The 23,280-nt window shown below is 70.9% G+C and carries 18 protein-coding genes and 1 pseudogene; 12 read left to right on the forward strand and 7 right to left on the reverse strand.

Translation table 11 applies throughout. The features are described from left to right. Nucleotides 1-48: 48 nt before the first annotated feature. Both COUCH_RS08295 and COUCH_RS08300 read left to right on the forward strand, forming a co-directional pair. The gene (locus COUCH_RS08295) at nt 49-1,590 is read left to right on the forward strand and encodes a Rieske 2Fe-2S domain-containing protein (protein ID WP_249613625.1); all 1,542 of its coding nucleotides are present in this window, start codon (nt 49-51) and stop codon (nt 1,588-1,590) included. A gap of 130 nt (nt 1,591-1,720) precedes the next feature. Beyond that, on the forward strand, nt 1,721-2,500 hold the full coding sequence (locus tag COUCH_RS08300) for an inositol monophosphatase family protein (protein WP_249611488.1): 780 nt from the start codon (nt 1,721-1,723) through the stop codon (nt 2,498-2,500). Between the two features lie 37 nt (nt 2,501-2,537). On the opposite strand, the gene COUCH_RS08305 is transcribed toward COUCH_RS08300, so the two are convergent. Next, nucleotides 2,538-4,133: a phytoene desaturase family protein gene (locus COUCH_RS08305; RefSeq protein WP_249611489.1), complete on the reverse strand. Its 1,596-nt coding sequence runs from the start codon at nt 4,131-4,133 to the stop codon at nt 2,538-2,540. Nucleotides 4,134-4,349: 216 nt separating this feature from the next. On the opposite strand from COUCH_RS08305, the pseudogene COUCH_RS08310 reads away from it, so the two are divergent. Beyond that, nucleotides 4,350-6,374, forward strand: a pseudogene (locus COUCH_RS08310) (MMPL family transporter); the annotation flags it as partial. Here COUCH_RS08310 and COUCH_RS08315 read toward each other — a convergent pair. Next, the gene (locus COUCH_RS08315) at nt 6,343-7,296 is read right to left on the reverse strand and encodes a YhjD/YihY/BrkB family envelope integrity protein (protein WP_249611490.1); all 954 of its coding nucleotides are present in this window, start codon (nt 7,294-7,296) and stop codon (nt 6,343-6,345) included. The pseudogene COUCH_RS08310 and the gene COUCH_RS08315 sit on opposite strands and share 32 nt — an antisense overlap. Before the next feature lie 66 nt (nt 7,297-7,362). Between COUCH_RS08315 and COUCH_RS08320 the strand changes: the two genes are divergently transcribed. From COUCH_RS08320 to ispG, 4 genes are read left to right on the forward strand one after another with little or no spacing between them, the layout of a single operon-like run. Continuing rightward, nucleotides 7,363-7,878: a YcxB family protein gene (locus COUCH_RS08320; RefSeq protein WP_249611491.1), complete on the forward strand. Its 516-nt coding sequence runs from the start codon at nt 7,363-7,365 to the stop codon at nt 7,876-7,878. A gap of 29 nt (nt 7,879-7,907) precedes the next feature. Continuing rightward, nucleotides 7,908-9,119, forward strand: a complete 1,212-nt coding sequence (dxr, locus tag COUCH_RS08325) for a 1-deoxy-D-xylulose-5-phosphate reductoisomerase (protein WP_249611492.1) — start codon at nt 7,908-7,910, stop codon at nt 9,117-9,119. Then, the gene (locus tag COUCH_RS08330) at nt 9,119-10,369 is read left to right on the forward strand and encodes a M50 family metallopeptidase (protein WP_249611493.1); all 1,251 of its coding nucleotides are present in this window, start codon (nt 9,119-9,121) and stop codon (nt 10,367-10,369) included. Before dxr ends, COUCH_RS08330 begins: the two co-directional genes overlap by 1 nt. A 7-nt stretch (nt 10,370-10,376) precedes the next feature. Then, the gene (gene ispG, locus COUCH_RS08335; protein ID WP_249611494.1) at nt 10,377-11,549 is read left to right on the forward strand and encodes a flavodoxin-dependent (E)-4-hydroxy-3-methylbut-2-enyl-diphosphate synthase; all 1,173 of its coding nucleotides are present in this window, start codon (nt 10,377-10,379) and stop codon (nt 11,547-11,549) included. Between the two features lie 648 nt (nt 11,550-12,197). Here the strand turns inward: ispG and COUCH_RS08340 are convergent. Next, on the reverse strand, nt 12,198-12,782 hold the full coding sequence (locus COUCH_RS08340; RefSeq protein WP_199511971.1) for a PadR family transcriptional regulator: 585 nt from the start codon (nt 12,780-12,782) through the stop codon (nt 12,198-12,200). 141 nt (nt 12,783-12,923) lie between these two features. Here COUCH_RS08340 and COUCH_RS08345 point away from each other — a divergent pair, with 141 nt between their 5' ends. Further along, the gene (locus tag COUCH_RS08345; protein WP_249611495.1) at nt 12,924-13,763 is read left to right on the forward strand and encodes a DUF4081 domain-containing GNAT family N-acetyltransferase; all 840 of its coding nucleotides are present in this window, start codon (nt 12,924-12,926) and stop codon (nt 13,761-13,763) included. 190 nt (nt 13,764-13,953) lie between these two features. Here COUCH_RS08345 and COUCH_RS08350 read toward each other — a convergent pair whose 3' ends face one another. Next, the gene (locus tag COUCH_RS08350) at nt 13,954-14,916 is read right to left on the reverse strand and encodes an LLM class F420-dependent oxidoreductase (RefSeq protein ID WP_249613626.1); all 963 of its coding nucleotides are present in this window, start codon (nt 14,914-14,916) and stop codon (nt 13,954-13,956) included. Between the two features lie 412 nt (nt 14,917-15,328). On the opposite strand from COUCH_RS08350, the gene COUCH_RS08355 reads away from it, so the two are divergent. The 3 genes from COUCH_RS08355 to COUCH_RS08365 are packed head-to-tail and all read left to right on the forward strand — an operon-like array spanning nt 15,329 to nt 19,310. Continuing rightward, nucleotides 15,329-16,579, forward strand: coding sequence for an ABC transporter ATP-binding protein (locus COUCH_RS08355; protein WP_249611496.1), 1,251 nt, complete (start codon nt 15,329-15,331; stop codon nt 16,577-16,579). Then, entirely contained in the window at nt 16,576-18,720 is a 2,145-nt protein-coding gene (locus COUCH_RS08360; RefSeq protein ID WP_249611497.1) for a YhgE/Pip domain-containing protein, read from the forward strand. Before COUCH_RS08355 ends, COUCH_RS08360 begins: the two co-directional genes overlap by 4 nt. A 5-nt stretch (nt 18,721-18,725) precedes the next feature. Beyond that, nucleotides 18,726-19,310: a TetR/AcrR family transcriptional regulator gene (locus COUCH_RS08365; RefSeq protein ID WP_249611498.1), complete on the forward strand. Its 585-nt coding sequence runs from the start codon at nt 18,726-18,728 to the stop codon at nt 19,308-19,310. A 198-nt stretch (nt 19,311-19,508) separates the two neighbouring features. Here COUCH_RS08365 and COUCH_RS08370 read toward each other — a convergent pair whose 3' ends face one another. Further along, nucleotides 19,509-20,033, reverse strand: a complete 525-nt coding sequence (locus COUCH_RS08370; RefSeq protein WP_249611499.1) for an ArsR family transcriptional regulator — start codon at nt 20,031-20,033, stop codon at nt 19,509-19,511. A 3-nt stretch (nt 20,034-20,036) separates the two neighbouring features. Next, on the reverse strand, nt 20,037-20,906 hold the full coding sequence (locus COUCH_RS08375; RefSeq protein ID WP_249611500.1) for a DUF998 domain-containing protein: 870 nt from the start codon (nt 20,904-20,906) through the stop codon (nt 20,037-20,039). 104 nt (nt 20,907-21,010) lie between these two features. Here COUCH_RS08375 and COUCH_RS08380 point away from each other — a divergent pair, with 104 nt between their 5' ends. Further along, a complete protein-coding gene (locus COUCH_RS08380) occupies nt 21,011-21,853 on the forward strand; it encodes an SDR family NAD(P)-dependent oxidoreductase (RefSeq protein ID WP_249613627.1) in 843 nt (280 codons plus the stop codon). 495 nt (nt 21,854-22,348) lie between these two features. On the opposite strand, the gene COUCH_RS08385 is transcribed toward COUCH_RS08380, so the two are convergent. Continuing rightward, complete coding sequence (locus COUCH_RS08385) at nt 22,349-22,747, reverse strand: MerR family transcriptional regulator (protein WP_249611501.1); 399 nt, start codon at nt 22,745-22,747, stop codon at nt 22,349-22,351. Nucleotides 22,748-23,280: the final 533 nt, after the last annotated feature.

The following is a 23,280-nucleotide window of genomic DNA, read 5'->3' on the forward strand; positions in this document are numbered from 1 at the left end:
ACCTTCGATGCCGTCGGAACCGTCGGACGAGGGAGTGACACGGTGCGGATCACGGGCACTGGGCATGCCAGCATGCGGATCGACACGGGCGCGGGCAGCATCCTGTGCGACCCGTGGGTCAACCCGGCGTACTTCGCGTCGTGGTTCCCGTTCCCCGACAACTCGCTGCTCGACTGGGAGACGCTGGGCGACGTCGACTACCTGTACGTCTCCCACCTGCACCGCGACCACTTCGACGCCGAGCACCTCAAGCGGTTCATCAGCAAGAAGGCGACCGTCCTGCTCCCGGAGTACCCGACCAGCCAGCTCGAGGACGAGCTGCGTGATCTGGGCTTCACGAGCTTCCTCAAGACGAAGTCCAACGAGGTGCACGAGCTCGACGGCGGCCTCAAGGTGATGATCCAGGCGCTGATCAGCCCCACCGACGGCCCGATCGGCGACTCGTCGCTCTGGGTCGAGTACGACGGCGTCCGCGTGCTCAACCAGAACGACGCGCGCCCCACGGACCTGTCCGTCTTCGCGGAGCTCGGCCACGTGCACGCCCACATGCTGCAGTTCTCCGGCGCGATCTGGTACCCGATGGTCTACGAGCTGCCCCAGGCCGCGAAGACCGCGTTCGGCAAGCAGAAGCGTGACCGGCAGTTCGACCGGACCTGGCGCTACATCGACGACCTCAAGGCCGACCACGTCTTCCCGATCGCCGGCCCGCCGTGCTTCCTCGACGACGAGCTGTGGCAGTTCAACGACATCTTCGGCGACGAGGGGAACATTTTCCCCGACCAGTCGGTGTTCATGAGCGAGTACGCGAAGGTCGGCGGCACCAACGGTGTGGTTCTGCTGCCCGGTAGCGTCTCGGAGCTCACCACGGACAGCATCGACACCACCCACCCGACCGACGTCGACGAGTTCTTCGCCAACAAGAAGGCCCACCTCGAGGAGATGCGCGAGCGCAAGGCGCCGATCATCGCCGCCGAGAAGGCGTCCTGGCGGCACCCCGAGATCGACGTGCTGGGCGAGCTGAAGAAGCGCATCGAGCCGCTGCTCGAGGAGTCGATCTACCTGGCCAAGGGCGTCGGCGGTCCGGTCCGCTTCGACCTGGTCAGCTACGACGGCGACGCGGTCGAGTCGATCGTGGTGGACTTCCCCGGCAAGCAGGTGCGCCCGTACGCCGACGAGAAGGTCCGCTACCGCTTCCGCACCCAGCGCGAGCTCATCGAGCACCTGATCTTCATCGACGAGGGCGACTGGGTGAACTCGCTCTTCCTCTCGTGCCGCTTCACCGCCGCCCGCATCGGCCAGTACAACGAGTTCGTCTACGCGTTCTTCAAGTGCCTCAGCGAGGAACGCCTGCAGTACGCCGAGGGCTGGTACGACGAGCACGAGAAGTCGGTCGAGTCCGAGGACACCCAGCTCGGCGACTGGACGGTCCAGCGCCGCTGCCCGCACCTGAAGGCGGACCTCAGCCGCTTCGGGATCGTGGACGGCAACGTGCTCACCTGCCAGCTGCACGGATGGAAGTTCGACCTGCCGACCGGCCGCTGCCTCACCAGCGTCGGCCACAAGATCCGCGCCGAGAAAGCCACTTCATAAGCAGATGTCGCAGCTCGGTGGGTGGTGCTGACCGTCGCTCACGCCGAGGCCGGGGCCGGGGCCCAGCATTCGCCGGCCCTGGCCCCTTCATTCTGCGTGAGTGGGAGAACACCCGGTAACCTTCGTCGCGATGGATGACCGTGACCTTCTCGCCGCCCGTGACCTCGCCGTCGACCTGGCTGTCCGCGCCGGCCGCTTGCAGCTGGAGCGGCGCGACACGCTGCGGATGGGCGCGCCCAAGGCCCACGTCAACGACGTCGTCTCCGACGTCGACATCGCCAGCGAGCGCCTCATCGTGGACGGAATCGTCGCCGCGTGGCCCGGTGACGCCGTCCAGGCCGAGGAGGGGCACGGCCGGGCCGGCTCGACCGGCTGGTCGTGGATCGTGGACCCGCTCGACGGCACCCGCAACTACGTGAGCCGCACCGGCCCCTGGTCGGTGTGCATCGCGCTGTACCACGACGACCGGGCCCGGGCGGCGGTCGTGCACGACCCGGCCGCCGGTGAGACGTTCAGCGCCGTCGACGGTGCCGGCGCCCTGCTCAACGGCGAGCCGATCACCGCGCCGGGTGGGCGGCAGCTGCACGAGGCGCTCGTCGGGGTGAGCTTCCAGCCGAACCCGGCGACCAAGGAGCGCGCCGGCCGGGTGATCCGGAAGCTGCTCCCGGTGTCGGGCGACATCCGCCGGGTCCCGGCGGCCCTCAACCTGGTGTACCAGGCCGCCGGCCGGCTCGACGGCGGCCTGGCGCTGGACACGAACCTGTGGGACATCGCGGCGGGCGCCCTGATCGCCCGGGAGGCCGGTGTGGTGCTCGGCGGGCACGGCCCGGACTTCTCCACCGAGCTGACGATCGGCGCGGCCCCGTCGCTGTGGCCCGCGCTGTCCGAGCTGGTCCGCGCAGTCGCCTGAGCCCGGCCGTCCTCGGGAGGCCGACCGGGCGAGGTGGTTACCGCCCCAGATCGGCGAGGATGCGCCGCGCGGCGTTGTGGCCGGCCGCGCCGATGACGCTGCCCGCCGGGTGGGCGCCCGCCGAGCCCGCGTACAGGCCGTCGAGGCCCGTCGCGTACGGCATGCGCTGGTCGAACGCGACCGTGTTGTCGACGTGGTGGATGTGGCCGCCGCTGATGCCGAAGTGCCGCTCGATGCCCGGCGGGGTCAGCGGCATCATGTCCGCGACCAGGTCCGACGTGCCGGGGGCGTACCGGTCGACGATCTCCAGCAGCCGCGTCACGTAGCCGGGCAGCGCCTCGTCCCACGTGGTGCCGGCCAGCTCGTACGGCACCGACTGCACGAACAGCGCCGAGGAGTGGTGCCCGGCATCGTCCTGCAGCGACGGGTCGACGGTGGTGTGCAGGTACCACTCGATAGTCGGCTCGGCGGGCAGACGCCCGGCCTGGACGTCGGCCCACATGCCCCGCAGCGCCGCCATCGGCGAATCCGACTCCGCCGGCCCGGCGAGGCCCGCGGAGCCCGGCAGGAGGTGGATGGTCGAGCCGAACGGGGAGGGTGCGTCCGCGGGGAGGCAGGAGAAGCGCGGAAGGCCGGACAGCGCCAGGTTGAGCTTGAGCGTGGTGCCGGGCCGCTTGACCGCGGCCATGCGCGACGTCAGTTCCTCCGCGAGCGCGCCCTCGGGCACGAGCGACATCAGCTGGTACGGGTCACAGGCACCCAGGACGACCCGGGCCTCCACGGAGCGTCCGTCGGCCAGGGCGACCCCGGTGGCAGCCCCCTGGGTGACGGTCACGGCGCTCACCGGCGTACCCGTGAAGATCTGGGCCCCCGCGGCGCGGGCCGCGCCGGCGAAGGTGCGCGAGACCGTGCCCATGCCGCCGGCCGCGATCATCCACGTGCCGTCCGCACCCGGCAGGCGGCACATGTTGTGCACGAGGAAGTTATGGCCGGTGCCGGGGTCGTCGGGGCCCGCGTTCAGCCCGGACAGGCCGTCGGTCACCGCGTACATGCTCATCAGCAGTTCGCTCTTGAACCCGAAGCGCTGCAGGTAGTCGGCGACCGAGCCGCGGACGAGGTCGACGAAGGTGCTCTGCAGCTGCGGCCGGATGTGCCGGTCGGCGATCTCCTCGACGGAGCCGGGCTCCTGCAGCCAGGCGGGTGCGAGATCGGCGCGCAGCGCGGCGATCTCGACCTGCAGCGCCTCGTCGGCGGCGATGTCGCGCGGCGAGAAGAACCGCTCCATCTGCGCGCGCGTGGCCTCGCGGTCGGTGCCGAACAGCAGATAGGGCGAGCCGGGGCCGCCGGGCGTGGGCAGGAAGTAGTGCGGGTCGCGACGCAGCACGGGGATGTCGACGTCGAGCGTCGCCAGCAGCTCGGGCGGCATCAGGCCGAGCAGGTACGACCCCGTGGACTGCCCGAGGCCGGGCACCTTGCCGAACGGGTGCTCGGTGCGGGTGGCGCCGCCGATCACGTCGGCCGCCTCGAGCACGACGACGTCGAGGCCGGCGCGGGCGAGCAGCACGGCGGAGACCAGGCCGTTGTGGCCGGAGCCGATGATCACGACGTCGGCGCGGGGCGGCAGAGCGTTCATGAGGGCCGACTCTAGCGCGCCGATCGGCGGACAGTTCCCCCCAAATCGGTGCCGCCTCGGCGCTGTCCGGCCGACGGCCACCGGGTGCTTTCCGCCTGTCGCGGGTACGACAGGGATGTGGGCGTGGCGGTCGTCATAGTCGGCGCCATCGAGCCCCGTTCACCCCCTACGGTGAGCGGCGTCTATGCGTAGCGGCTGGGTGCGGGAGGCGGGCGGATGTTCGGCTGGTGGGGCAGGGCGGTCGTCCGCGTGCGCTGGTGGGTGGTTGCCGCCGCCCTGGCGCTCGTCGTGGCCGGGGCGACCTGGGGCGCCGGTGTCTTCGGCGCGCTCACCGGCGGCGGGTACGACGACCCCGGCAGCGAGTCCAACCGCGCCGCCGCGGCGATCTCCCAGCACCTCGGCCAGCGCAACCCCGACCTGCTCGTGCTCTGGTCCAGTGACACCGCGACCGTGACGGATGAGTCCTTCCGCGGAGCCGTCTCCGCCGCGATCGGCCGGATCCGGGCACAGGCCGACGTCGAGAATGTCGCCGGCTACACCGACCCCGACGCCTCACCGGCCCTGGTCAGTACCGACAAGCACGCCACGTACGCGGCCGTCCACCTCAAGGCCGGCGGCGAGGACGGCAAGGCGGCCGCGTACCACCGGCTGGAGCCGGAACTCGCCGCGCCCGGGCTGGAGACCGAGGTCGGCGGCCTGGTCGCCTTCACCGATCAGGCCAACGAGCAGACCAAGAAGGACATCACGCGCGCCGAGATCTTCTCGCTGCCGGTGCTGTTCGTGCTGCTCGTGCTGATCTTCCGGGGCCTGATCGCCGCCCTCTCGCCGCTGCTCGTCGGCGGCATCGCGATCCTCGGCGCGTTCGTCGCGATCCGGGGGCTCACCTACCTCACCGACATCTCGGTGTTCGCGATCAACGTCATCACCCTGCTCGGGCTCGGCATGGCGGTGGACTACTCGCTGTTCATCGTCAGCCGCTTCCGCGAGGAGCTGGCGCGCGGCAACGACGTGCCCACGGCCATCCGCATCACGGTGGCGACGGCCGGCCGTACGGTCATGGTCTCCGGGCTGACGATCGTCCTCGCGCTCTCCAGCCTGCTGATCTTTCCGCAGCCGTTCCTGGGCGGCCTGGCCATCGGCGGCATGGCCGCCGTGCTGGTCGCGATGCTCGCCGCCCTGACGGTCCTGCCGGCGGTGCTGTCCCTGCTCGGCCACCGCATCGACAAGCTGCGCATCCCGCTGCCGCAGCGCCGGCGTGGCGACGAGGCGGTCGGGGCATGGGAGCGCCTCGCACGCAGCGTCATGCGGCGTCCCGTCCTGTACGTCGTCGGCGTGCTCGTCGTCCTCGCGGCGTTCGCGGCGCCGTTCCTGCGGGTCGAGTTCGGCGGCTTCGACGAGCGCGTCCTGCCGCCCGGCAGCGCCGCCCGGGTGGTGGGGGAGCGGCTCGACGCGGAGTTCCCCGGTGGCGGCCAGGACCCGATCTCGGTCTTCGTCCGGGGCCCCGCCGGCGACCTGGCTCAGCGCATCGCGGCGCTGCCGGACGTCGGCGGCGCGACCGTCACCGCCCAGCGCGACGCCGCCTCGCTGATCACGGTCACCTACCCGGCGGACCTGCCGAACGCCGACGCCCGCCGGATCGTCTCCGGCATCCGCGACCTCACTCCGCCACCGGGCGCCGAGGTGCTCGTCGGCGGGCGGCCCGCCGTCGACCTCGACCTGCTGGAGAGCCTCGCCGCGCGGCTGCCGTACATGGCGCTGATCATGGCGGTCGCCACGATCGTGCTGCTCTTCCTCGCGTTCGGCTCGGTGCTGCTGCCGATCAAGGCCGTCCTGATGAACCTGGTGTCGATCGGCGCGTCGTTCGGCGTGGTGGTCTGGATCTTCCAGGAGGGCCACTTCGAGAACGTGCTGCGCTTCGAGTCGACCGGCTACATCGAGCCGAGCAACATGATCCTCGTGCTCGCCGTGCTGTTCGGGCTGGCCACCGACTACGAGGTGTTCCTGCTCTCCCGCGTCCGCGAGGAGTGGGACCGCACCGGGGACAACACCGCCTCCGTCGCGACCGGCATGCAGCACACCGGCGGCATCATCACCGCGGCCGCGCTGCTGCTCATCACCGTCGTGGCGGGCTTCGCCACCGGTGGCGTGACCGTCATCAAGACCATCGGCGTCGGCATGATCGTCGCGATCGTGGTGGACGCGACGCTGGTCAGGGCGCTGCTCGTTCCGGCGACGATGCGGCTGCTGGGTCGCTGGAACTGGTGGGCGCCGGGCTTCCTGAGCCGCTTCTACTCCCGGTACGGGATCCACGAGACGCCGGAGCCGCCGGCGCCCGCTCCGCAGCGGCGTTCCGTGCCCGCCTGAGCCGCTGGTACGCGCTCGCGCTCTGGGTGGCGGCGAACCCGGCGAGCACGATGACGTGGAACAGGTACAGCCACAGACCCACCGCCACCGTGCCGCCGATCTCGGTGAACCCGCCGAACGGCGCGCCCAGGTCCAGCGGCAGGGAGCAGAAGAGCACGAAGCCGTGCAGGAACCCGGAGAGGTTCGCGGCGGTGAACGAGCCGACCAGGGTCGTCGCCAGCCACTCCGGTCGCCCGGGCGCGACACCGCGGTAGACCCAGATCACCACGGGGGTCAGGACGAGCCAGGCGGCCAGGAAGGACAGGATCACGCCGGCGACCGCGTACCAGCCGCCGCGGACCCAGAGGCCGCTGGTCACCGGCAGCGCCAGGAACAGCGACAGCAGCAGGGCGGGCGCGGCGGCGAGCAGCGGCAGCCAGAGCAGCCGGCCGCGCCAGCCGACCAGGGACTCGCCGGGATCCCTCAGGCTCACGAACGCGCGGCGCAGGCCCTCGCCGTACAGGGTGGCGGGCAGCAGGCTGGCCAGCGCGAGCCAGGGCGTCAGGTGCAGGCCCGCGTCGATGAGGCGTTGCAGAGCGTGCGGGGCGCCGATCGCGTCGGGCAGGGCGTCGATCGTGCGGCCGGTGAGGTGGCGTACGCGGTCGGCCCCGGCGATGAGCCCGGTGATCCAGATGGCCAGCAGCGCCACCGGCACCACGGCGATCCCGGCGTAGAAGGTGACCGCGGCGGCGTGCAGCGCGAGGTCACGCCCCCGCAGAGGCCTGAACGGGGCGGCCAGCAGCCGGCGCAGTCGTCGCATTCCCCTGACATACCCATTCGACCGCTACGATCCCGCACCATCCACTGCCCGCAGCGGGAAGGCACCATGTCCCTGTCCTTCAGCGCCGAGCCGGACGCGCGGCAGATCGCCGAGGCGGTCCGGCACGTGGCGCGCCGGCGGTTCCTGCCCGCCCGGCTCCTCGCCCTGCCCCTGCTGGTCATCGGGATGACCGGCTACTTCGGCTTCGGCCTGTCGTTCCTCGCGCTGCTGGCCGTGCTGGCACTGATCTTCAGCGTGCTGGGGCCCGAGGTGGTGATCCGGCGGATGACGCGGGAGGGCGTACGGCTGCTGGCCCGTCCGACCCTCTACCACTTCGACGACGACCGGTTCGGCTTCGCCACCGACCTCGCCCGTACGGAGGCGGTGTGGGAGCTGCTGAGCGCGTACGACGAGCTTCCTGGCCTGATGGTCGTCCGCCTCGGCAAGGAGCAGTTCTTCCTGATCCCGACCGAGGGGCTCGCCGAGGACCGGCTGATGGAGCTCCGCGACCTGCTGGACCGGGCGGTCTTCCGGGCCCGGAACCGGACCGGCCGGCCCGGACCGCCCGGCGGGCCGGGCTGAGCGCCGCGGGCGTGCGGGCGTCCGGGAAGATGGCAGGCATGCGTGAGCTCGTCCTGCTCGGTTCCACCGGTTCCATCGGCACCCAGGCCATCGACATCGTCCGGCGCAACCCCGACCGGTTCCGGGTCGTGGCGATCGGGGCGGGCGGCGGCAACGTGGCGCTGCTCGCCGCCCAGGCGCTGGAACTGGGCGTCGACGTCGTGGGGGTGGCGCACGCCAGCGCCGTGCAGGACCTGCAACTGGCGTTCTACGCCGAGGCGCAGAAGCGGGGATGGGCGACCGGCGGCTTCAAGCTGCCGAAGATCGTGGCCGGCCCGGATGCCATGACGGAGCTCGCGCAGTGGCCCTGTGACGTCGTGCTCAACGGGGTGGTCGGCAGCCTCGGGCTCGCGCCGACGCTGTCCGCGCTGAACGCCGGCCGTACGCTCGCGCTCGCCAACAAGGAATCCCTCGTGGCCGGCGGCCCGCTGGTCAAGGCTGCGGTGACGCGGCCGGGGCAGATCGTCCCGGTCGACTCCGAGCACTCGGCGCTCGCCCAGTGCCTGCGTGGCGGCGCGGAGCGAGAGGTGCGCCGGCTGGTCCTCACCGCCAGCGGCGGGGCGTTCCGCGACCGCCGGCGCGATGAGTTGACGAACGTCACCCCGGAGGAGGCGCTCAAGCACCCGACGTGGGACATGGGACCGGTCGTCACGATCAACTCGGCGACGATGGTGAACAAGGGGCTCGAGGTGATCGAGGCGCACGAGCTGTTCGGCGTCGCGTACGACGACATCGAGGTGATGGTGCACCCGCAGTCGGTGCTGCACTCGCTGGTCGAGTTCACCGACGGCTCCACGCTCGCCCAGGCCAGCCCGCCCGACATGCGCCTGCCGATCGCGCTCGCCCTGGCCTGGCCGGACCGCGTCCCCGGGGCCGCCGCCGCGGTGGACTGGACGCTCGCGCACAACTGGGAGCTGCGTCCGCTCGACGCCGAGGCGTTCCCCGCGGTCGAGCTGGCCAAGGAGGCCGGGCGGACCGGCCGCTGCCGCCCGGCGATCTACAACGCCGCCAACGAAGAGTGTGTGGCCGCGTTCGTGTCCGGTCGGCTACCTTTTCTGGGCATCGTCGAGACCCTGGCGGCGGTGCTCGCGGCGGCCCCCGATTTCGACGAACCGAGTACGGTCGAAGAGGTGCTGGCCGCGGAGGCGTGGGCGCGGGCCCAGGCACAGCGGATGATCGCTACTGCGGCTGAAGGAGCCTGATGCTGTACTGGTTGGGGGTAGCGGCGTTCGCGCTCGCCATCTTGATCTCGGTGAGCCTGCACGAGCTGGGCCACATGATCACGGCCAAGCGGTTCGGCATGAAGGTCACGAAGTACTTCGTCGGCTTCGGCCCGACGATCTTCTCCTTCAAGCGCGGCGAGACCGAGTACGGCCTCAAGGCCATCCCGCTCGGCGGCTTCTGCAAGATCGTCGGCATGACGCCGCAGGACGACGACGTCGAGCCGCAGGACCAGCCGCGGGCCATGTGGCGCTTCCCGGTGTGGAAGCGCACGGTCGTCATGTCGGCCGGCTCCATCACCCACTTCCTGCTGGCGATCGTCGCGACCTGGTTCGCCGCCGTCTTCGTCGGCCTGCCCAACCCGGACCTGCCGCAGACCGCCGCCGAGGAGCGGGCCATCCCGGCCAGGATCTCGGTGGGCGAGTGCGTGCAGCTGGTCATCACCGACCAGCAGGGCTGTGCGCCCACCGATCCCCAGGCCCCGGCTGCCGCGGCCGGCCTCAAGACCGGCGACGTGATCACCCAGGTCGGTGCCACGCCGATCCAGAACTACGGCCAGCTCACCGACACGATCCGCGCGCTGCCGCCCGGCGAGGTCACGTTCGCGTACACCCGCGACGGCGTGCCCGGCACCGCCACCGTGAAGCTCCTCGCCGCGCAGCGGGCGCCGCTCGACGACCCGCGGGGCGAGGTCAAGCAGGTCGCGGTCGCCGGCATCGGTCCGCGGCTCGACATGCCGGGCCTGGTCACGTACGGGCCGGTCGACGGCGTCGGCGCCAGCTTCGACTACGGCTGGAGCCTGGTGAAGGCGTCGTTCGCGGCGATGAAGCGGATCCCGGAGAAGGTCCCGGCGCTGTGGAATTCCATCACGGGCGACCAGCGCGATCCCGACACCCCGATCAGCGTGGTCGGCGCGAGCCGGCTGGGCGGCGAGGCGATCGAGGCCGGCGTGCCGCAGGTCTTCCTGATGATCTTCATCTCGCTGAACGTGTTCATCGGGCTCTTCAACCTGCTGCCGCTGCTGCCGGTGGACGGCGGTCACATAGCCATCGCCTGGTACGAGCGCGCCCGGTCGTGGCTCTACGCTCGACTCAAGAAACCCGACCCCGGCCGCGTCGACTACTACAAGCTCATGCCGTTGACCTACGCCGTCATCCTGATCGGCGGCGCGTTCACGCTGCTGACGATCACCGCCGACGTCGTCAACCCGATCTCGATCTTCTCCAGGTGAGTGTGAAATGACCGCAGTCAGTCTCGGTATGCCGGCCGTACCCCCGCCGCCGCTCGCGCAGCGGAGGCAGAGCCGCCAGATCAACGTCGGTGGGGTGCTGGTCGGCGGCGGCGCCCCGGTCAGCGTCCAGTCGATGACCACCACGCTCACCGCCGACGTCAACTCGACGCTGCAGCAGATCGCCGAGCTGACCGCGTCCGGCTGCCAGATCGTGCGGGTCGCGGTGCCCTCGCAGGACGACGTCGAGGCGCTGCCGGCGATCGCGAAGAAGTCGCAGATCCCGGTGATCGCCGACATCCACTTCCAGCCCAAGTACGTCTTCGCCGCGATCGACGCGGGCTGCGCGGCGGTCCGGGTCAACCCCGGCAACATCCGCCAGTTCGACGACAAGGTGAAGGAGATCGCCAAGGCGGCCTCCGACGCCCGGGTGCCCATCCGCATCGGCGTCAACGCGGGCTCGCTGGACAAGCGGCTGCTCGAGAAGTACGGCAAGGCGACCGCGGAGGCCCTGGTCGAGTCGGCGCTGTGGGAATGCTCGCTGTTCGAGGAGCACGGCTTCCGCGACATCAAGATCTCGGTGAAGCACAACGATCCGGTCGTGATGATCCGCGCGTACCGTCAGCTGGCCGAGCAGTGCGACTACCCGCTGCACCTCGGCGTCACCGAGGCCGGCCCGGCGTTCCAGGGCACGATCAAGAGTGCGGTGGCGTTCGGCGCGCTGCTCGCCGAGGGCATCGGCGACACCATCCGCGTCTCGCTGTCCGCCCCGCCGGTCGAGGAGATCAAGGTCGGCCAGGCCATCCTCGAATCCCTCGGCCTGCGCGAACGCGGCCTCGAGATCGTCTCCTGCCCGTCCTGCGGCCGCGCCCAGGTGGACGTCTACACGCTGGCCGAGCAGGTCACCGCCGCCCTCGAGGGCTTCCCGGTCCCGCTGCGCGTCGCCGTGATGGGCTGCGTCGTGAACGGCCCCGGCGAGGCCCGCGAGGCCGACCTCGGCGTCGCGTCCGGCAACGGCAAGGGCCAGATCTTCGTGAAGGGCCAGGTCATCAAGACCGTCCCCGAATCGATCATCGTGGAGACCCTGGTCGAGGAGGCGCTCCGGCTGGCCGACGAGATGGGCGCGGAGCTGCCGGACGAGCTCCGCGAGCTGCTGCCGGGCCCGCAGGTCACGGTCCACTGACGGTCCGGGCCGTCCGCGGCCCGGCCATTTCTCAGGTACGGCGCGACGTCCCGGACAACCGCACCACCGCGCCGGCCCCGCACACAGGTCCGCCCGCGCGCCCGCCGACCCGCCGCGTCCCCGGGCACGGCTGCAATCGGTGGCTGGGCGCGTTGTTCGTCACCACCGCGGGTTACTGACCGGCCGCGTCGATCGGCGCGCCCCCATTGTTCCGGCCGGCCTCTCCGGTCGGCGGCTCGCGCCTGTTGGCCCGTGGCGCCTGCCGGCCCGTGGCGCCTGCCGGCCCGTGGCGCCTGCTGGTCTGTGGCGCTGCCGGCCCGTGGCGCTGCCGGTCTGTGGTGTCTGCCGGCCCGTGGCGCCCGCCGGCCCGTGGGGCCTGCTGGTCCGTGGTGTCTGCTGGTCCGTGGCGTCGTGTGACCCGTCGCTCATCGGCAGGAACGGCTGCTTCAGATTCCGCGACGTGATCTTCACATCGCGCGCCGTCGCCACCGCCGGGCCCGTTCCCAGCAGGCCGGCCGGGGGCGGTGCACCGGGTCGTGCTGTGTGCGGGCGGGGGACGGTGGTGCGGTTGTCGGGTTCGTCGCGCCGTACATGAAAAAAGGGCGCACCTGGACGGTGCGCCCTTTCCCCGACGGGTTTGCCGGCAGCTCACTCGCTGTCGGCGAGGATCGCGTAGAGCTTGCGCTTGGTCTCGTTGAGCACCTCGAGGGCGCGCTGGCGCTGCTCGGGGGTGCCGCTGAAGCCGACCTGGCGCAGCGCGCTCATGATCCCGACCGCCGCGTCGCGGAAGTCCTGGACCTGCGACATCGTGTCGTCGCTGAACTGTGCCCACGGCGGGTTCTCCGCGGCCGTCTGCGCCTCCGCGCGGCCGGCCTCGGTGAGCGTGAAGCGCTTCCGGCCGCCGGTCGCCTCGGCTTCGATCAGGCCCTCGTCCTCCAGGAGCTGGAGGGTCGGGTAGACCGAGCCGGGGCTCGGGCGCCAGATGCCGCCGGTGCGGCTCTCCAGCTCCTGGATCATCTCGTAGCCGTGCATCGGGCGCTCCAGCAGGAGCGCGAGCAGGGCGGGGCGGACGTTGGGACGGCTGCCGCGGCCGCCGCGGCGATGGCCGTGACCGCCGGGGCCCGGGGGTCCCCAGCCCGGGCCGCCGCCGAAGCCGCCGGGACCGCCCTGACCGAACGGGAATCCGGGCGGGAAGCCGAAGCCCCGCATCCGGCCCTCGTGCAGACGACGCATGTGTTCGTGCCTCATGACTATCTCCGATCTGTTGTCGATAGTTAGACGATATATCGGCAACGTGTCGACGACAAGGCCTCTTCCGAAGTTGCCGGGGGAGCGCCGGGTGTGCGGGCGGTCGGATCTGGCAATCTGATAGCTGTGCTGACGGTGCCGATTCGCCAACTCGGTGAGCCCGAGCGGGCCACGGTCGAGAAGATCCTCGACCAGGACCCGTACGCGGGCGCGCAGATCGCCGAGCGCGTAGCGGCCCACGGGCTGAACTGGTGGCGCTCCGACGGCCGCATCTACGGCTACGGCACCGGGCGGCGGGTCGAATCGCTGTGCTGGTCCGGCGCCCACCTCGTGCCGGTCTGCGCAACGCCGGCAGCCGTCGCGGCCTTCGCGGACCTGCTCGGCGCCGATCCCCGCATCTGCTCGTCGATCATCGGCCGCTCGGACGCGGTCCTCGACCTGTGGAACCGCCTCGGCGGCCACTGGGGCCCGGCCCGCGACGTACGCCCCCACCAGCCCCTGCTCGTCGCCGACCGCGAAGCCCCGGTCGCCCCGGACCCCGACGTACGCCTGGTCGGGCCCGACGAGGTCGACCAGCTCTTCCCGGCGGCCGTGGCCATGTACACCGAAGAGGTCGGCGTCTCACCGCTGCTCGACGACGGCGGCAGGGGGTACAAGCGCCGCATCGCCGAGCTGGTCCGGGGCAAGCGAGCGTACGCACGGTTCGTCGGAGACCGGGTCATCTTCAAGGCGGAGCTGGCGATCGTGACGCGGCGGACCACCCAGGTCCAAGGGGTGTGGGTGGACCCGGAATATCGAGGCCGAGGCATGGCGGCCGCGGCGATGTCGGCGGTGCTGTACGACGCGCTGCACCGGGTCGCGCCTACGGTGAGCCTGTATGTGAACGACTACAACACTGCTGCTCGGCGGGTCTACGCACGGTGCGGGTTCGTGCAGTGTGGAAGCTTCGCGACGGTGTTGTTCTGACCGACCGGGTCTTTGCCGTGTCGTTCTGCCGGACCGGACCCTGGCCGTGTTGTTCTGACGGACCGGACCCTGGTCGTGTTGTTCTGGCCGACCCGGTTCCGGCCGTTTTGTTCTGGCCGGCCGGGTCCTGGCTGTGGGTGGGGTGGTCGCCCGGGGATCCTGGTGCCGGTCGCGGGCCTCTCCCGGCAGGTCAGCGGCCCAGCGCGGCGATCAGGTCCGTGAGCGCCTTCGGGCCACCCTTCTCCAGCTCCGGCGTACCGATGAGCGCCATGACCGGAACCTTGACCCCCGCGTCGCCGTAGCGCTGCACGTGGTCGCGGCACTGTTCCGGCGAGCCGTGCACGATGAGCTCGTCGACGACCTCGTCCGGGATGGCCGCGAGCGCGGCCTTCCGGTCACCCGCCGCCCATGCGGTCCACATCGGAGCCAGCACCGGCTCGCGACCCAGCCACCGGTGAAATTCCAGGTACGCCGGAACCGTCAGGTACGCGGCGATCATGCGACGACCCACGGCCCGGGCGTACGCGGCATCCTCCGTCGGGCACACGAAGATGCGGGCGACCACGTCGAAATCCGCGTTGTCGGTCTTCGCTTCCGCCAGGGCCTGCGGCACGTCGGTGGCCGCGAGCCAGTTGAGGATCACCCCGTCCGCCTCGGCTGCGGCCAGCCGAAGCATCCCGGGGCGCAGGGCGGCCAACAGAATCTGGGGCGGAACGGCCGGCGGTCGTTCGAGGCGGAAGCGCCGAACCTGGAACGTCTCGTACGCCTCGTCGACGGTCTGCCCGGCCAGCGCGGCGCGCAGGAACCGAAGCATGTCACGGCTGCGGGCGTACGGCCGGGCGAACTCGGCCGCGTTCCAATCGCCGACCACCACGGGTGACGAGGAACCGATGCCCAGCTGGAAACGACCGGGAGCGACCTCGGCAAGAGCCGCCGCGGTCATCGCCAACAGCCCGGGACCGCGGGTGAAGACGGGCGTGATGGCGGTACCGAGGCGAGCGTCGGGCTGCCAGACGGAGGCGAGGGTGAGTGGCGTGAACGCATCGGTGCCGTTCACTTCGCTCGACCAGAAATCGGTGAACCCGGCATCGGTCAGCGCGGCGAGAACCGCGGCATGGTCGGCCAGCGGAACCCCGCCGAGCGGAACGGTCATGCCCCATCGCGTCACCATGACTTGATCCTGCCTTGCGGCCGGGGCCCGGTCCAGCTTGCCGTAGATCGTGAAGGCGGAGTGGGGGTCGTGGATCAGAGGGGTCGGCTGCCTGGCGCGAAGCGTGGCCTGGGATCGGTTCGTCGGAAGCCGGGGCTTGTAGCACCGTTTCGGAACGGACTCTTGTCGAGGGTGCCCAACCCTCGGTGATCGTTTCGATACGGGTTGACACGACTCTCCCGCGGCCGTCAGCGTTCGTCGCCGCGTAAGCCGTCGGCATCGACATTGCACACAAGTCGGGCAATTGGCTCTCAGTGGGAGGTGGATGCGGTGAGGTGAGCCACCTTGGCGTGCATCTATGGCCGAGCCGGGTAAGTATTTGGACTGACCAGTCAGTGCAGAATAGGTACCCATCATGACGGTTCTGACCGTGACCGCAGCGGGAGTCCGCGACCGCCGCCGTTGGCTCTTCCAAGACCTCACCGTCACCGCCTCGGCCGGCGACATCGTGGCGATCGTCGGACCGCCGGGCAGCGGCCGCACCACCGTGTTGCTCGCGCTGGCCAAGCGGTTCCGGCTGTCCTCGGGCCGAGTGGAAGCGTCCGGACCGGCCGCGCTGGGCCACGTGCCTGGCGTGTCGGAACCCGAATCCGTCCTGACCGTCGCGGAGCACGTACGCGAACGAGCCCTCCTCGCCGGGCGGCGCCGGGCGGCCGATGTGACGTTGCACGGACTCGACCCGGACCTGCGCGGCTTCGCGCTCAGCCCGTACCAGAGGCAGGTCCTCGGGATAGTCCTGGCGCAGGTGTCGCAACCGGAGATCATCGCGCTCGATGCGGTGGATGAGGGCTTGGACGCGGGGGAGCGGCAGGCGTTGTGGGCGCTGATCGAGGAGATGGCCGAGGGCGGAACGACGGTTCTGGTGACGGCCCGGGAGGTGGATGAGGCGCGGGTGTCCACGGTCATCCGGCTGGGAGAGACGGCGGACCGGGAGGCGTTGGTGACGCCGTCTGATGTGGATGGTGGTGGTGCGCTGGGGTTGGTCGCTGTGCCGGACGATCCGCCGCCCGTGGGGTTGATGGTGATGCCGTCGGCCGAGATGGCGTCCGTGTCGTCAGCTGAGTCGGCGCCCGCGCCGTCAGCGGAGTCGGCGCCCGTGCGATCTGCCGAGCCGGAAGCGGAGCCCGAAGCTGGGTCGACGGTCGAACTGGGGGCCGAGCCTGGCGCCGAGCTCGAGAGGGAGCCGACGGCCGAGCGTGGTGTCGACCTTGAAACGGAGGCGACTGCCGAGTCTGACGCTGAGCTCGAAGCTGAGTCGGTGGCCGAGCCCGGAGTTGAGCCGGCGGCCGAGTCCGGAGCTGAGTCGGCGATCGAGCCCGGAGTTGAGCCGGCGGCCGAGCCCGCAACTGGGCCGAATGCCGGGCTGGAAGCCGAGCCGGCAACCGCGCCCGAAGCTGAGCCGGTGGCCGAGCCTGGCGCCGAGCTCGAAACGGAGCCGACGGCTGAGCCCGCGACGGGGCCGAATGCCGAGACGGCAACCGCGCCGCTCGGTGATTCCGCGGCCGTTCCGAGGGCTCGGGTCGCGGTGGCCGATGCGCCTGAGCCCGCGACGACGGTAGCTCTCCAGGACTCGGATTCGACCAAGAATGGTGGAGAGACCAAGTGATCGGATTGTCGAGCGTGCGGCTGGCGGGGTTCGAGCTGCGGCGTTTTCTGCGCGGCCGGCTCACCGCCGCCGCCCTGGTCGTCATCTGTGTGATTCCGCTGCTGTACGGCGCTCTCTACCTCTATGCGTTCTGGGATCCGTACGGCCGCCTCAACCACATTCCCGCCGCGCTGGTCGTCGAGGACACCGCCGCGACCGCCAGTGACGGCACGAAGGTGCATGCGGGGCAGGACCTTGCCGATGAGCTGGTGCGGCGGGAGGTGTTCGACTGGCACGTGACCGACGAGAAGGGCGCCGAGAAGGGGCTCGCCGACGGCCGGTATCAGCTGTCGTTGCGCATTCCGCGTACGTTCTCGACGAATCTGACCACCGGGCCGGACGCTGATGCCGCTCCGCGCGCGGCGGAGCTTGTCGTCGTCAACGACGATGCCACCAACTACCTGTCGGGCATCTTCTCGCGGACCGCGTTCGAGGAGGTCCGGGCCGCCGCGGCGCAGAGCGCTCAGTCGGGCTACTTCGACAAGATGCTGATCGGTTTCACGGACCTGAAGCAGCAGACCGACAAAGCGGCCGATGGCGCGCACAAGCTCGACGACGGCCTCACGGATGCGCACAAGGGAGCTGGTCAGCTTCAATCCGGACTGGTCGATGCCGAGAAGGGCGCGGGCCGGCTGTCGGGAGGGCTCGGGTCCGCCGCGCAGGGCGCCGACGACCTCGCCGACGGATTGGCAGCGCTGCGGACCGGGGCTGCCCAGCTGGCTACCGGTACGCAGCAGGCCGCGGCCGGTGGACGGCAACTCGCGAACGCGGTGGATGCCGCCGCCAACCGGGTGGAGCCGGTGCTGCGGGACAACGCCGAGCTCATCGAGGACGCGGCGAATCAAGTTGCCCGGGGCGCCGACGTGTTGGCGGCCAACGTCAATCGGCTCGATGACGCCGCGGACGACGCCGTACGCAATGCGACGCGGTTGCAGCGCTACCTGAACGGCCTGCCGGACGACACGCCGGGCATCGACCAGGCGCGTGCGTCCGCGAAGGAGTTGGTGTCCGCCGCGAAGCGGGTGCAGTCCACGATCGACCGCGCCGACCTGGACGGGCTGAGCAAGCGGCTGCATACCGTGGCGGCGACCGCGCGAAAGGTGGCGGCGGCCGCGCCGCACCTCGCCGACGATGTCGCGGCCGCCCGGGCGAAGGTGGACGACCTGGCAGCCGGCCTCGGCGACCTTGCCACGGGCGCGCAGCAGGTCAGCGATGGCGCGTCCGATGCGGCGACCGGTGCGACGCAGCTGCGCGGCGGCATCTTCCAGCTTGCGTCGGGCGCGCGCCAGCTCGACAACGGACTCGGTACTCTGTCCGACGGCGGTCGTCAGCTTGCCGCCGGTCTCGGTGACCTGCAGGGTGGCGCCGCGCAGCTCGCGTCCGGGCTGAGGGACGGCGCCGAGCAGATCCCCTCGTACGGCGACGACCCGTCGAACCGTGCCGACCTGCTCAGCAACCCGGTGCAGGTCGACCGCACCGTGCGACACCCCGCCGGCACCTATGGGGTCGGCTTCGCGCCGTACTTCCTGTCGCTCGCACTGTGGGTCGGCGCGATGATCACTTACATGGTGATGCGGCCGCTGAACCGGCGTTACGTGGTGTCGGGCGCACCCGCGCACCGGGTCGCGCTGGCCGGGCTGCTGCCCGCGGTCGCGGTCGGGCTCGCGCAGGCCACGCTGCTCTTCCTGGTCGTGGTGTTCGGACTCGGTCTGAGCCCGCACGATCCGCTGCGCACGCTGGGTCTGCTGATGCTGACGGCCACGGCGTTCGCCGCGATCATGCAACTGCTGGGCGCGGCCCTCGGCCCCGCCGGGCGGATCATTGCGCTGGCACTGCTGATGCTCCAGCTCACGTCGTCGGGCGGCACCTATCCGGTGCAGACGACCCCGTGGTTCTTCCAGGCGATTCACCCACTCCTCCCGATGACGTACGTCGTGGAGGCGTTGCGCCACACGATCGATGGGGGACCGGCGGGTACGGTGGTGACCGGCGTTCTGGCGCTGCTCGCGTACGGCCTCGCCGCCCTGGCGCTGACGGTCGCGGTGGCCCGCCGCAAACGTCGGCTGACCCGAACGGACCTGCACCCGGAGCTGGTGATCTGACAACCGTGGACGGACGGACCCGCAGACGCGAGGACACCCGCCAGCGCCTGTACGAGGCAGCGGTGGAACTGATCGCCGAGCAGGGCTTCTCCGCCACGACAGTCGACGACATCGCCCTGCGCGCGAAGGTCGCCAAGGGCACGGTGTACTACAACTTCGCCTCGAAGACGGCCCTGTTCGAGGAGCTGCTGCGCCACGGCATCGGCCTGCTGACCGACGAGTTCCGCGCTGCCGTCGCTGGTCTGCCACCGCGGGAAGCCGTCAGGGCCCTGGTGCGGGCGCAACTGGAGTACATCCGGCGCTACCGGGCTTTCGCACAACTTCTCCTCTCCGAGATGTGGCGGACGAACCGCGAGTGGCAGCAGACCTTGGTGCTGCTCCGTGAACAAGCGATCGGCGTGATCGCGGAGACGGTGCAGGCCGGCGTGGACTCCGGCGACCTGCCCGCTGAGCTGGACGTACGAGTGGCGTCGTCAGCCCTCTTCGGTGTCGGTCTGGTGGTGGCGGTCGACTGGCTGGTGTTCCAGCCGGACCGCGCCATCGAGGACGTGGAGCAGTCGCTGCTGGCGATCGTTCGCAGAGTGGCTTGAGGTCGCGCCGGTGCCGAACCGGCCGACGACGATTCTCGGAGCGAAGACGCGTCGCCAAGCGATCATGACCGCGATGCTTGTGTCGTGCAGTGAACAGGGCCGGCCCCTACGGCCCTCGCCTCGCTGTGTCGTTGGCCGCTGAGTGGATGCCTGCTCGACGGCGGCCACTGGACCCGCGGCCTGGGCGTCGTGCCTGACTCATCGATTGGCGCCTGACAGCATCACGAGCAGGGGCACAACCCGTTCGCCCGGAACCGCGTAGTGCCCGCGGGCGGAGGAGCGGAGCCATCCCGCGCTGACGAGCTGCTTGAGGTGGTGGTACACCTGGCCGGTCGTGCCCAGCCCGTCATCGGCCGCGAGCTCTGCGGCCGTACGCGTGCCTTGAAGCACCCGGCGCAGCAGTAGGAGCCGGGCGGGATGGCCGAGCGCGCCCAGCGTGCCGGCCCATTCCGACCAGTCGGCCTCGAAGAGGTCGTCGACGGTCGTGCCCAACTGCCAGTCGTAGTGCTCACCGGTCGGCAGGTCGACGGTGCCGGTGTAGAGCACTGCGCCCGAGTTGTCCTCGCCGACGCGTTTCCGCAGGCCATCCAGCGCCCAGTACATATCGGTGTGGTGCTCCGGAGGTGGCGGCTTCTCCTGGGTGATCTTGCTGATGAGATCCGCGAAGCGTTGCTCGAGCTCGGAGACGCGGCGCTCGAGCGGATTCGGTTCGGTCGGCGTCATGCCCTACACTTTTACGGAAGAACGTAATAACGTCAAGAGGGCCGTTCCGGAGAGCCAGCTCACCGCGACGATCAGCAGGATCCGCTCGAGAACGGCGCCGGCCAGGCCTCTGCCCACGAACAGCATGGTCAGACCCAGGGCGCCGCCCAGCGGGACGGTGAGGACGGTCGCGACGAGCGCGAGTTGCCGCATGACACGCGTGAAAAGGGAGGTGAGAGCGACGGTGAGCATGGCGCCGGCCAGCACGGCCATCCCGACGATGCTTGCTGCGGTGTGCACGACATCGCTGACCGTGGTGCTCTCGAAGGGTGGCAGCGGGCACTGGTCGGTGCACGGCACAGCGCCGGACGTCGCGGCGAGCACCCCCGCGCTGCCGAGCAGCGTCAACAGCAGGCGAGAGGCGGGGCGTAGGGCGACTCCCAGCAGTGCCACGCCGGCTGCCAGAAGAACCAGTCCCCATCGGTACGCGGTGGCCAGCGGCGAAACGGCTGTGCCGGCCTCGCTGACGTATCCCTGCAGCCAGGAACCCGGTGCGTTCACCAGGGCGACGAGCATGATCAGGGCGCCTACGACGACGGCGAAGACGGCGGCGGCGCTCAAGGCGCTGCCAGTGTCATTGCCGGTGGGGTCCTTGCGACGGGAGCCGGCGTGGTGGTCCGAGTCGGCGTCGCGGTCGGAGTCGGTGTGGCGGATGGATGGGGAACCGCGGTCGGAGTCGGTGTGGCGGATGGATGGGGAACCGCGGTCGGCGTCGGTGTGGCGGTTGGAGTTGGCGTCGGGGTCGGGTCCGGCGTCGCGGTCGGGGTCGGCCGGTCGGATCGGCGCGGGCTTCGGCGTCAACTCTTCGACTCGGGTGTGGGGGCGGTCACCCATGGGCGTGAGGGAGCCGGCGCTCCGGGGTGGCGGGCCTCATGATCGCGAGCATGCGTTCCACGCTAGCGCCGGGATGGTGATCGAATGGCGGGGTGGCGCGGACCGTGGTGATCACCGGGAGCAGTTCGGGCATCGGCTTGGCGGGGGCTGTCGCGCTGGCCCGGGCCGGCGACGAGGTCGTGCTGCTCGGACGCCACCCCGAACGGCTCGCCCGAGCGGTCGACGTGGTCCGCGAGGCCGGCGGCCGGACCCCGGCGGCGTACCGGGCGGACTTCGCCGTGCTGGACGAGGTCCGTGACGTCGGCGTGCGCCTGGCCGGGGAACACGAGCGGATCCACGTGCTGGTCAACAATGCCGGACAGCTCGCGTCGGTGCGCCGGCCGACCGTCGACGGCTTCGACCCGACCGTGCAGACGAACCACCTCGCCGGGTTCCTGCTCACGCACCTGCTGCTGGAGCCGTTGCGCGCGGCGGCGACCGAGGGGACGCCGGCCCGAATCGTCACCACGGGCTCCGCGGCCGAGGCGTGGGGGACGCTCGACGTCGCGCGTCCCGGTCGGCGTCAGCTCAGCCGATGGCTCGCGTACGGGGCCAGCAAGCAGGCCAACGTGCTGTTCACGATCGAGGCGGCGCGGCGGTGGGCGCCGTACGGGATCGTGCCGACCTGCTTCTTCCCCGGGTTGATCCGCAGCGGCTTCGGGCGGCGAAGCCCCGCCTTTTCGCTGGCCGGCACGTTACCCCTGCTGTTCCGAAGCGCGGAGGAGGGCGCCGAGACTCTCGTGTGGCTGGCGAACGATCCGGCCGGTCTGGTGCCGGGCGGGTACTTCGCGTGGCAGCGGCCGTTCGGGGCGACCGGGCGGTCCACGAATGCGCGGCGCGCTCAGGCGCTGTGGGACTCGAGCCTGGCGGCGGTCGGCCTCGTCGAGAGCGGTCAGCCGAGGAGGTAGGTCTCTCGGGCCGCGCCATGCCGGCGACGGCTTGCCCGGCCGGTCGCTGCGGCGCCGGTCGCTGTGCCGGACCGTCGCGCCGCAGGCCGGCCCCGGCCCCGCTCGGTGCGGCCGCCCGTGCCGTGACGTTCGCCGGGCCGTGACGTTCCGCCCGTGCCGTGACGTTCGCCGGGCCGTGACGTTCCGACAGCACCGAGATGTCCCCCGTGCCGTGACGTTCGCCCGGGCCGTAAGTGTTTCGCCCCGGCCGTGACTTTCGGCCAGGCCATGACTCCGCCAGGCCATGACTCCGCCAGGCCATGACTCCGCCAGGCCATGAGTCCGCCCGGCCATGAGTCCGCCCGGTTCGTGACTTCCCGTCCGGGGCGTGGCGTTTCGCGACGCGGGGCCGGACCGCGATGGCGCCTGCCCACCGTCGTCCTCCGTGACGCCGCCATGCGATGTCGGTCCGTCGCCGACGCCAGGTGCCGCTGTCGGGTCACCTCGCTGCGGAGATCAGGGCGCCGAGGGTGATCGCTCGGAGTTCGGTGAGGGGTAGTAGTGGGTGGTCGCGATGTCGGGGCGGGTCTGGGTCGGGATGTCCGCGTCGTCGTCGGGGGTGAGGGTGCCGCCCAGGTCGACGATGCGGCGGTGGGCGGCCTCGAGGCGGTCCTCCAGCTTCACGATCCGGCAGGCCGCGGCGAGCGGCATGCCGTCGTTCAGGAGTTGCCTCACGCGTTCCGCCAGGAGTAGTTGGTGGCGCGAGTAGCGGCGGTGGCCGCCCCCGGAACGTTCCGGCTCGATCAGGCCGGCCGTGCCGAGGCTTCGCAGGAAGGCAGGTGTCACGCCGATCATGGCGGCGGCCCTGCCCATCGAGTACGCCGGGTAGTCGGCGTCGTCGAACGGGGTGTTCATGGTGCCTTCCGGGGAGGTCCTGCAGACAATCCAAGGCCCCGGCGGGTTACCGGGGCCTTGGCTGTTCAATTCTGCGCCGACCGTCGTCGGCAAGGCCTTACCGCCTGCGTGCCGCTAGCGGACGGCCTGAGTGTTGGGCATCGGCTGCGATCACCTCTCGTCGGGTCGGGGACGTGGCGATTTCGCGTTGCTGCGGTATCTCGTCCTCCTTAACCAACTCAGCGTCTGTGCCAGTTGCGTTGTCGGCTGTGCGTGCCGACAACCCCGATGTTAGGCCCGTTCGCTGTCAATTTCTAGACTCGCCGCTGTAGATTTTCTAGCGTGTTGAGTAGGGAACCGACCTTCGTCGAGTAGATGCCCCGGAGGTTCCGTCGCTGCGCCGGATGAGGGTGGCGAGGTATCGCAAGCAGTCGAAGCCCGGGTCGCGGCGGGAACCGACGTGGCAGCTGGTGACTCGCAGCTGCGGCAATCACGCGAGTCGCAGCGATGGTGGGCGTGGTGGTTCCGGCGAGCGCGGCGCGGCGGCGAGCGCG

Source organism: Couchioplanes caeruleus, assembly GCF_023499255.1.
In the GTDB taxonomy this organism is placed as follows: Bacteria; Actinomycetota; Actinomycetes; order Mycobacteriales; family Micromonosporaceae; genus Actinoplanes; species Actinoplanes caeruleus_A.